The organism is Streptomyces sp. ID05-39B, from assembly GCF_033794725.1.
Classification (GTDB): Bacteria; Actinomycetota; Actinomycetes; order Streptomycetales; family Streptomycetaceae; genus Streptomyces; species Streptomyces bobili.
Map to the genome: position 1 here is coordinate 1 of NZ_JARGEF010000317.1, position 7,700 is coordinate 7,700.

The 7,700-nt window shown below is 68.9% G+C and carries 10 protein-coding genes; all 10 read right to left on the reverse strand.

The features are described 5' to 3' along the window. Positions 1-350: 350 nt before the first annotated feature. On the reverse strand, positions 351-1,454 hold the full coding sequence (locus P1P75_RS37465) for a ParB N-terminal domain-containing protein (protein ID WP_319263852.1): 1,104 nt from the start codon (positions 1,452-1,454) through the stop codon (positions 351-353). Next, positions 1,454-2,113: a ParA family protein gene (locus P1P75_RS37470; RefSeq protein WP_319263854.1), complete on the reverse strand. Its 660-nt coding sequence runs from the start codon at positions 2,111-2,113 to the stop codon at positions 1,454-1,456. Before P1P75_RS37470 ends, P1P75_RS37465 begins: the two co-directional genes overlap by 1 nt. Positions 2,114-2,296: 183 nt before the next feature. Beyond that, complete coding sequence (locus tag P1P75_RS37475; protein WP_319263856.1) at positions 2,297-2,473, reverse strand: hypothetical protein; 177 nt, start codon at positions 2,471-2,473, stop codon at positions 2,297-2,299. Further along, entirely contained in the window at positions 2,470-2,715 is a 246-nt protein-coding gene (locus P1P75_RS37480; RefSeq protein WP_319263857.1) for a hypothetical protein, read from the reverse strand. Before P1P75_RS37480 ends, P1P75_RS37475 begins: the two co-directional genes overlap by 4 nt. Positions 2,716-2,805: 90 nt before the next feature. Further along, positions 2,806-3,612, reverse strand: coding sequence for a DUF721 domain-containing protein (locus tag P1P75_RS37485; protein WP_319263859.1), 807 nt, complete (start codon positions 3,610-3,612; stop codon positions 2,806-2,808). Further along, entirely contained in the window at positions 3,609-3,977 is a 369-nt protein-coding gene (locus P1P75_RS37490) for a hypothetical protein (RefSeq protein WP_319263861.1), read from the reverse strand. Before P1P75_RS37490 ends, P1P75_RS37485 begins: the two co-directional genes overlap by 4 nt. A 9-nt stretch (positions 3,978-3,986) precedes the next feature. Further along, complete coding sequence (locus P1P75_RS37495) at positions 3,987-5,270, reverse strand: helix-turn-helix domain-containing protein (RefSeq protein ID WP_319263863.1); 1,284 nt, start codon at positions 5,268-5,270, stop codon at positions 3,987-3,989. A 664-nt stretch (positions 5,271-5,934) separates the two neighbouring features. Then, positions 5,935-6,384 (reverse strand): DUF6221 family protein, encoded by a 450-nt coding sequence (locus tag P1P75_RS37500; RefSeq protein ID WP_319263865.1) that lies wholly within the window; start codon positions 6,382-6,384, stop codon positions 5,935-5,937. Positions 6,385-6,825: 441 nt separating this feature from the next. Beyond that, positions 6,826-7,278 carry a hypothetical protein gene (locus P1P75_RS37505; protein WP_319263867.1) on the reverse strand — a complete coding sequence of 151 codons (453 nt, stop codon included), beginning with the start codon at positions 7,276-7,278 and terminating at the stop codon, positions 6,826-6,828. Next, positions 7,275-7,700 (reverse strand): hypothetical protein (locus P1P75_RS37510; RefSeq protein ID WP_319263869.1); only part of this gene is annotated, 426 nt, incomplete at its 5' end. The genes P1P75_RS37510 and P1P75_RS37505, both read right to left, overlap by 4 nt.

Genomic DNA, 7,700 nt, shown 5'->3' on the forward strand with positions numbered 1-7,700 from the left:
GTCGAGGGGGTCTGGTGGGCGCGTCGTCCCGTGGGGAGGCCGGGGTGTGGGGGGCTGTAAGCGCGTGACCGGGACGACACCGTGGTGGGCTGCGATCCACGCACACGCCGTACCCGGCCGTGCGTCCACCAGATCCCCCAGGACCTGGCAGCACCTCCACCCTTCACACAGGTAGGTGCAGGGGGAAGCCTTCGGTGTGAAGATCACTCGGGTGGGTGACGCAGAAACCCCGGCAACCCGACCGAATTGACCCACGGTCAACGTCTGCGGTCCCGGGCGGCTGGCCTGCTTTCACACCACGGCCCCGCTCCCCCGGCGTCAACCAGGGTGCGGGGCCGCAGGAAGGGCCGTCAGTCGAGAGACTGCTGGCGCGGGGTGATGCCCTTGCGCTCAGCCATCCGGTACACCATCTCCACAAAGGAGATGAGGTGTTCGTCCGGCATCTTGGTCTCGATGAGCATCAACGCGGTGGCGGGCTCCTCGTAAGGGAACCATCGGGGCTGCCCCTCACCGCCCTCCCCACCGCTCGAGGTGTCCGCCGACGACTGCGGGGTGGCCCTCTGCTCGGGGACCTGCTGCTCGGTGCCGGGCTGCACAGGCACGGGCGTGGCCGGCGCCGCGGGCGCCTGGGGTGTGGGGCTCTCCTGGTTTACCGCGGTAAACCGGTCCGGGACCGGCGGGAGCTGAACCACCGTCTTCGGCCTCCCGGGGGGCGTCTGGTTTACCGCGGTAAACCGCTCCTCCTTCTTCTGTCCGCGCAGACGCGCGCCCGCTTCCTTCTCCAACCGCCGCCGCTCCAGCTCCTCTTCCCACGCCGTGGCCTGCACCTCGGCTGGCAGGCCGGCGATGTCGCGGGCGACACGGACGGGCAGTTCGCCCGAGCTGACGAGGTCCTGGAGTTCGGGGGTGAGCTTGAGGAGCTTGCGCTGCTGGCTGACCCATCCCTTGGTCTTGCCGTAGTAGACGGCGACCTGGTCTGCTCCCCCGATCTGGGTGACCATGATGTCGATACCGAGGGCCCGTTCGATGGGGTCCAGGTTCTCCCGGTCGTTGTTCTCCGACTGCACGGCGTCCAGGAACGCGGCCCTTGAGGAGGCGACGTCTTCCTTGTGGACGACCTCGAGAGCGGGCCGGCCGACGAGGAGGGAAGCGCGGTAGCGGCGTTCTCCGTTGGCGATGACGTAGGAGGCGTCACCGACGTGGTCGGCTTCCTCGGGCCACAGCTTGAGGTAGGCGGTGCGGGAGACGACGACGGCGGGCTGGAGTTGCTCGCGGGCCAGCTTCTGCCCGAACTCGCGGAGTTCCTCCTCGGTGCCGAAGCGGCGCCGCGGGTTAAAGCGGGTCGGCACCAGCTTGTTCAAGGGCAGCGACAGCAGGAGCGGGTCGGACTTGCCGGGGACGTCGTCGACTTTCTCTCCGGCGAGGGACGCCAGGCTGGTTCGGCGGCCGGCCATTACTTGCCTCCCCCGTAGCCGAGTTCGAGGGCGAGGCGGAAGAAGTCCTCGCGGGCTTCCATGGCTACGCGGTTCTTCGGGTACTGGGTGACGACGCGGCCTTCCACGGAGGCCCTGGTGTGCACCTTGTAGCGGCGGATGACGGTGCGGGTGCGGGGCCAGCCCTGGGCGTCGATGTACGCCTGTGTGTCCTCGAGGTCGGCGGTGCCGTCGCGGGGGTCCCAGTTGTTGACGACTACGTGGAACGGCAGACCGGTGGGTTCGATGACTTTGGTGATGGTGCGTGCGGTGGGGTCGAAGGCGAGGCCTTCGGGCGGCATCGGCACGATCACGTCGGTGGCGTACTTGAGTGCTTCGAGGAGGAGTGCCTCGTCCTGGAGGCTGCCGGGAGTGTCGATGAAGACGTGCCTGAGGGCTGTGGAGTTCTTGAGGACTTCCGCGACGATGGCACCGACGTTCAGGGTGGTGGTGGTCTTGCCGACCCCGCCTTTCTGGTTGGCGATGACGTGGACGGCTGCGCCGGTGTCCTTCAGGACTGCAAGGTTCTCGGGGGTTTCGTGTTCCTGGGAGAAGTCGAAGGGCAGGTCGGTGATTCGGTTGGCCCACCAGACGGTTGAGGCCTGGGGGTCGATGGATACGACGTATACGGCAGCTGTCATTGCGTGCTCCGTGTGCTTCCCGTGTGTTCCGGTACTTCGGGCACGGGGCATCATTCCAGACCGCTGTCCTGGACCTGGTGGGGACACCGGCATTTCACCCATGCGGGGCGCCCCGGGGTCCGGTGACGGTTTACCGCGGTAAACCAGGATCCCTTCGAGGCCGGTTTTACGGCCGTAAAACTCTCAGCCGTTGTCCTCGTCCTGGTCGCTGTCGTCGTCCGGGGCGTAGGCGAGTCCGTCCGAGTAGACGGGTTCGCGGAAGAGGCGGTCGCGCTGCCACGCTACGGCCGGCTTGGCCGGGACCACCGGGGCGGTGCGGGCGGGAGCAGGGCGGGCCGGCCGGGCGGGTGCGGTGGTCATGCGGAGACTCCGGGGGTGTCGGCCAGGTGCTGGCGGATGTGCTGATCAAGCATCGCCTGCTCCACAGCCAGCTGGTAGCAGGCGCGGGCCCCCGCCTCGGGCAGGTCTCCGTGGGCGAAGAAGAAGTCGGCGGTGACGGTCCAGCAGGCTCCGTCCATGGGGTGGTAGTCGGCGTGCTTGAGGCACATGCCGTGTACGCGGGCGGGTGCCTGAGGTCGTGCGGGGGCGAGCGGTGTGGCCATGTGGGTGCCCCTTCGTGCGGGGGTGGGAGTGGTGGTGCTGTTGCGGATCACGGTGCCTGAGATTCCGCATCGTGTTGCCCCTGCTCCCAGTCAGGCGACGTCGAAGGCGCGGCGGGGTTCCTGCGTGCCGCCGGCGTGCTGCCGCTTGTAGGCCAGGGCTGCCGTCCGGGAGGCATCGCTGCTCCTAACGGCACGGACGGCGCTGGCTTCGGCGTCGACCTGCGCCCAGTACGCCTCGCGGTCTTCGCGTTCGGGCTGCCGGTGTGCGCGCAGGGCGGCCTCCTGGCGGCGCATGGCCTCCTCCACGTACGGGTCGCCCGCAGTGTCGGGGAGCCGGTGGTCCAGGGCCAGCTCGAGGGCTTCGCGGTATCCGGGGTGGGCCATGTCCCGGGTCTTCACTGGCACCTCGGGGGCGGGCGCGGCCGGCTGCTCGGTGGGCTGTGGTGCGGTGGCGTGGCGGCGGCCGGGCGGGAGAACGCGCAGGGTTCGCACCGCGGGCTTGCCCAGCTTGCCGTTCAGGTGCTGAATCAGCGTGGTCTGGAAAAGGCGGACCTGGGTGGCGTAGGCGGGGGTGGATGGTTCGAGGATGAGGAGTCCACGGTCTGGGTCGTAGGAGATGGGCCGGACAGTCGTGGCGAGTTCGGTGGGCGCGATCTGCGGCCACTGGTCGATCAGGCTGCCGCCGTCTATGCCGGTCTCCCAGCCCTGTTCGGCGGTCAGCTTGCCGAGGATGCTGCCGAAAGCTTGGGGGTCGCCGTGCTGCCCTCGGGTTCGACGGGTGGTGGTGCGCGTGGGCGGGCGGCCGGCTGCGGTGGGGGCGTTCTTGGCGGACGCGCGGGCTGCGGCAAGGGCCTGGCGGGCGAGGTCAGCACCGGAGGCGCTCGGGGTGTCGGTCATGCCTGGCCTCCCGGCGTGAGGTAGTCGTCGTCGCTCTCCCACGGGCCGTCCGTACGCAGGCGCAGACGCCCGAACATGAAGTCATGCATGAGGATCTCGGCGAGTTCTCCAGGCTCCAGCGGCGGCTGGCCGTCAGCGGTCAAGCTGGCGTTGTGCCAGTCGCGGATATGCCGCATGGTGACCTGCTGCCGCTGCCCGTTCGAGTCGATCAGGGCGAAGTGGCCGGTGCCGGCAACCTGCTCCAGGACGGTGCGTGCCTCGAGTGGGCTGGCGACCAGGCGGGGCATGGGCGGGACGGCACGGCTGGCTCGGGCCTTGGACTGGCGGGCGAGCTTCTGGCTGCGGCTGCTGCGGTTCTTGGGCACGGGGGCTCCTCAGAAGGCGGGGGCGAGGGTGTCGCGGCGGGCGTTGATGGCCTCGAGGGCGAGGGTCTGGTCGACGAGGCGGTGGGTGTACAGGCGGCGGGTCTCGCGTTCGCCCATCAGCTCGAGCGCGGACAGGATCAGGCCGGGGTCGCGGCGGGCTTCGTCGCGCATGGCGGCGACCTCTGCCTTGCTCAGGTCTTCCAGCGCGAGATCGTCCTGGTCGTCGGTCGCCACGGTGGGGGCGAGGCGGGCCTGGATGACGGCGAACGCTTCGTCCATGGCGCGTCGGGCAGCCGGGCTGCGGGGTCCGGTGCCGAGGTCGTCGTACCCGGTGTGGCGGGCCTCCTCCGCGGACCGGGACTCCCGCCAGTCCTCCACCAGGATCTGGCGTTTGGCGGGGGTGTTGTACAGCAGGTGGCAGGAAGCCAGCCGGTAGGCGAGCAGTCCGGAGGGGCGGCGGGCGTCGTCTGCGGCAACGGGCAGGAGTTCGGCAGCGGCCTGGACCTCGAACATGGTCCATCCGGCATCAGCGACGTGACGGACGATCCACGCAAGCCGGGGAACGGAGGCGCGGTTGAGCCAGGGCACGGTCTGCTTCAGCTCACGGGCCAGCTGGTAGCGGCGGCCGACCTTGTTCAGGGTTCGCTGCCCGCGCTTGGATTCCTTCTTCGGCTGAGACTCCCCGTTCCCGCTTGCGAGCTTTGCCTCAGAGGGAAGGTGAGTGAGAGCGGTAGAAGAAACAGTTGAGGTACCACCCTGCATTGGGGTGCAACGCTTGTTCCGCTGGGACCGGGTCCGGGAGGGGCGACGGCGGGTCTTCCTGGCGGCCTTCTTGGCGAGCTTCCCGATGAGGGTGCGGCCCTGTTCTGCGATGCCGACGGGGCGGCGCGTTGCACCCTCGCCGGTGGTGCGGATACCGAGGGCGGTGTCGAAGGCGGCGGGGATGGTGCGCTCGAAGACGGAGGCGCGGCCGCCGATGCCGCTGATGCGGGTGCCCTTGCTGCGGTACACGAGCAGGCCGGCCTCGCGGAGCATGCCGAGGTGGTACTTGATGGTCCGGGCGGACGCCTTCAGCTTGCGGGCGAGGTAGTCGACGGAGGGCCGGCACTCCGACAGCGCGGCGATCTCCTGGGCGACGGCGAGGGTGGTGGTGTTCATGGCACGGGGGCCGGTGGCGCGCTGGGGGGTGTAGAGGCCGCTGCCGTAGACCCAGTGGACGGCTTGCATCCAGGAGTGGGGGCAGGTGGCGATACGGCCGGTCGTGGCGTGCAGCCACTGGGCGGCTGCGATCACCTGGAGCTGTCCGCCACGACCCGCCTGACGTGCACTGTAATCGAACGGGGGTTCGAATTCGACTGGAGGGGTGTGCGTGTCGGGGGTCTCCAAACGGGGGGACATTCCTCGCGAATCACCCGCGCGAGGGGAGGGAAGCTGACAAGAAGGTGCCGCGTGCTGCACTATGTACCTGCCGTCCTGCGGACATAAAAAAGCCCGCTCGGTGGTGAGTGGTTCGGTGAGAACCTGAAGGACGCTCGAATCTCGGGCCGGTCGCCAAACCGGATCGAAGCTCGGGCCTTAGCTCTGAGGACCAACTCGGAGCCGTTGCACGAAGGCCGCAGACGGTGCGCCAACACCAGCGGCCAGCGGTAGAGGAAGCGCCCCCGCCAAGGGGCCCAAAACCTCCCGCTAGGAAGTCACTACGTCACCTGATCTCCCTTACTGGGCGAGGTCTGCCCCTGCGCCGATCCGGCGAGGGAAGTCTCGGAGCCGTGGGTCCTCAGCTCGTGCTGAGCGGCGGCGGCCTGCGCCTCGGAGTGGGTCTTGGACGCCCCATAAGCGTCATCGCAATCCGTGCACCACCAGGCCCACGGCCACTTCCTAGCCTCTCTGCGGTGACGTCCGCTGGTCAGGATGGCCTGCAAGGGGCTCAGGCTTGCCTCGACACGCATGCGGTCGCTCATCGCTCGCCCCGCGTCCAGCCGTAGCCTTCAGCGATTGCAATCAACACGGGGCAAGAGTTGTAGTCGTCGACCATGGACTCTTCCTGGTTGTCGAAGCCGCACCCCTTGCACCCCCGATCTGTGTCGCTGCAAGGACCGTGTTGGGAGATCAGCTTCCGGTCGGCAGCGCAGCGACGCAGGACCGAGTCGGGGTCGTTCAGCGCGATGTGCTCAGCGTGCGCACCACCGTATGTGGGCACCACCTCCGCAACCCGGCCCCACTGGTCACACGTCGCCACAAAGGTTCCAGTCGCCGGACGCTCGACAACGCGCCAGACACTGACAGAGGACGGCTCTGCTCCCGCCAAGTACACGGTTGCTTGCTCGATCGATGTCTGCGCACTCTGCTCGCGCACGGTGATAGCGCGGTCCAGCCAGGCGAGGATGTCCTCGCCCTGGGCGGTCACGCGACGGTGGGGATAGTGGTGACAGTGCCCTGCTCGCTCGCCGGTGTGATCTTCACGGCGGTGGCTGGGGTTGCACTGTCTGATAGCCCGGCTGTGCGGGTACGCTCTGCCATGTCGGCGCCTCTACTTCGCAATGGTCGTGGTGTCCGGCAGGCCTCGCGTTCAGGTGTTCCACCACCTGGACTGCCACCAGCGGTGGCAGCGGGGCCTTCAGACTTTTCTGGGCCGCGTCCACCGGCCAGTCCTTTAGCTGACTGCACGTCTGACGCGAGGCTCAGCCTAGCCGTTCGAGTCGCCATCTGTCTGCATTCCTTCCTGCGCGTCTTAGATCAGACTTGTCGTCAGATATCCAGGTCATCGCACGGACGTGCGGACCTGGGACTCTGTCCTACACATTTGAGAAACAAATAACCTGATCATGCTCGCCCCCTCGTCCGGGGGTCAGGAGACCGCTGCGAGGGGGTGGAGGTGCTGGTCGGGGCGCATGTCGCGGTTGGGCAGGCTGATGACGGTGGGAGCCTCCCCTGGCTCCGGGCCGGTCTGTGGGGAGGCGTCCGGTGTGGTGTCGACGCGTCGGGCGGCGCGGCCTTTGCGGGCGGCCGCCTTGCAGTCGAGGCATCGGCAGCCGGCGTGGTTGTAGCGGTACTCGTCGTGCGGCAGGTTCTCCCAACGGGCTTCCCGGCCTGCCTTCTTGGCGGTCTCTCGGGCTGTCCGGAAGTCGGGGTCTTGCTGGGCGTGGTGGTTGACGGTGCGGCGGTCGACGTTGATGGCGGCGGCGGCTTCGTTGAGGGTGAGGCCGGCGGTGACGTGCTTGAGGTAGGCCTGCTTCTGGTCGTCGGTGAAGAGGAGGGGGCGTCCGCGGCCGCGGCTTGATGCCGGGCGGGTGCGGGTCACCAGTGTCCGCCGCGGGTCTCGTCACCGCCGGTGGGAGTGCGTTCGTGATCCGGCTCCGGTTCTGCGGCGATCGAGGCCAGGGTGCGGGAGACGGTGCGAGCCATCGCGTGATGTCCGGCGTCGGCGAGTTCGCCTTGGAGGCGGGCGAGGGTGTCGCGGTGGAAGCGTGGTGCGGTGGCGTACCGGCCGGCCCGGTATCCGACGGTGAGGGCGGCCTGCCAGATCTGCCGAACCTGGTCGGCGGGGACGTCCGGGTAGAGGTACTGGGGCAGCTTGCCGGGGCGGCCGGCGGTGTCGAGCATGGCGGCGGCGATGAGGCCGGCGAGGCGTTCGGCGCCGGTGACGGCGGTGGCGGCCAGGGCCTGGTCGACGTCGACGACGGTGGCCGGGACGGCAGGGTCCGCGGGGTCGGTGGCCGGGGT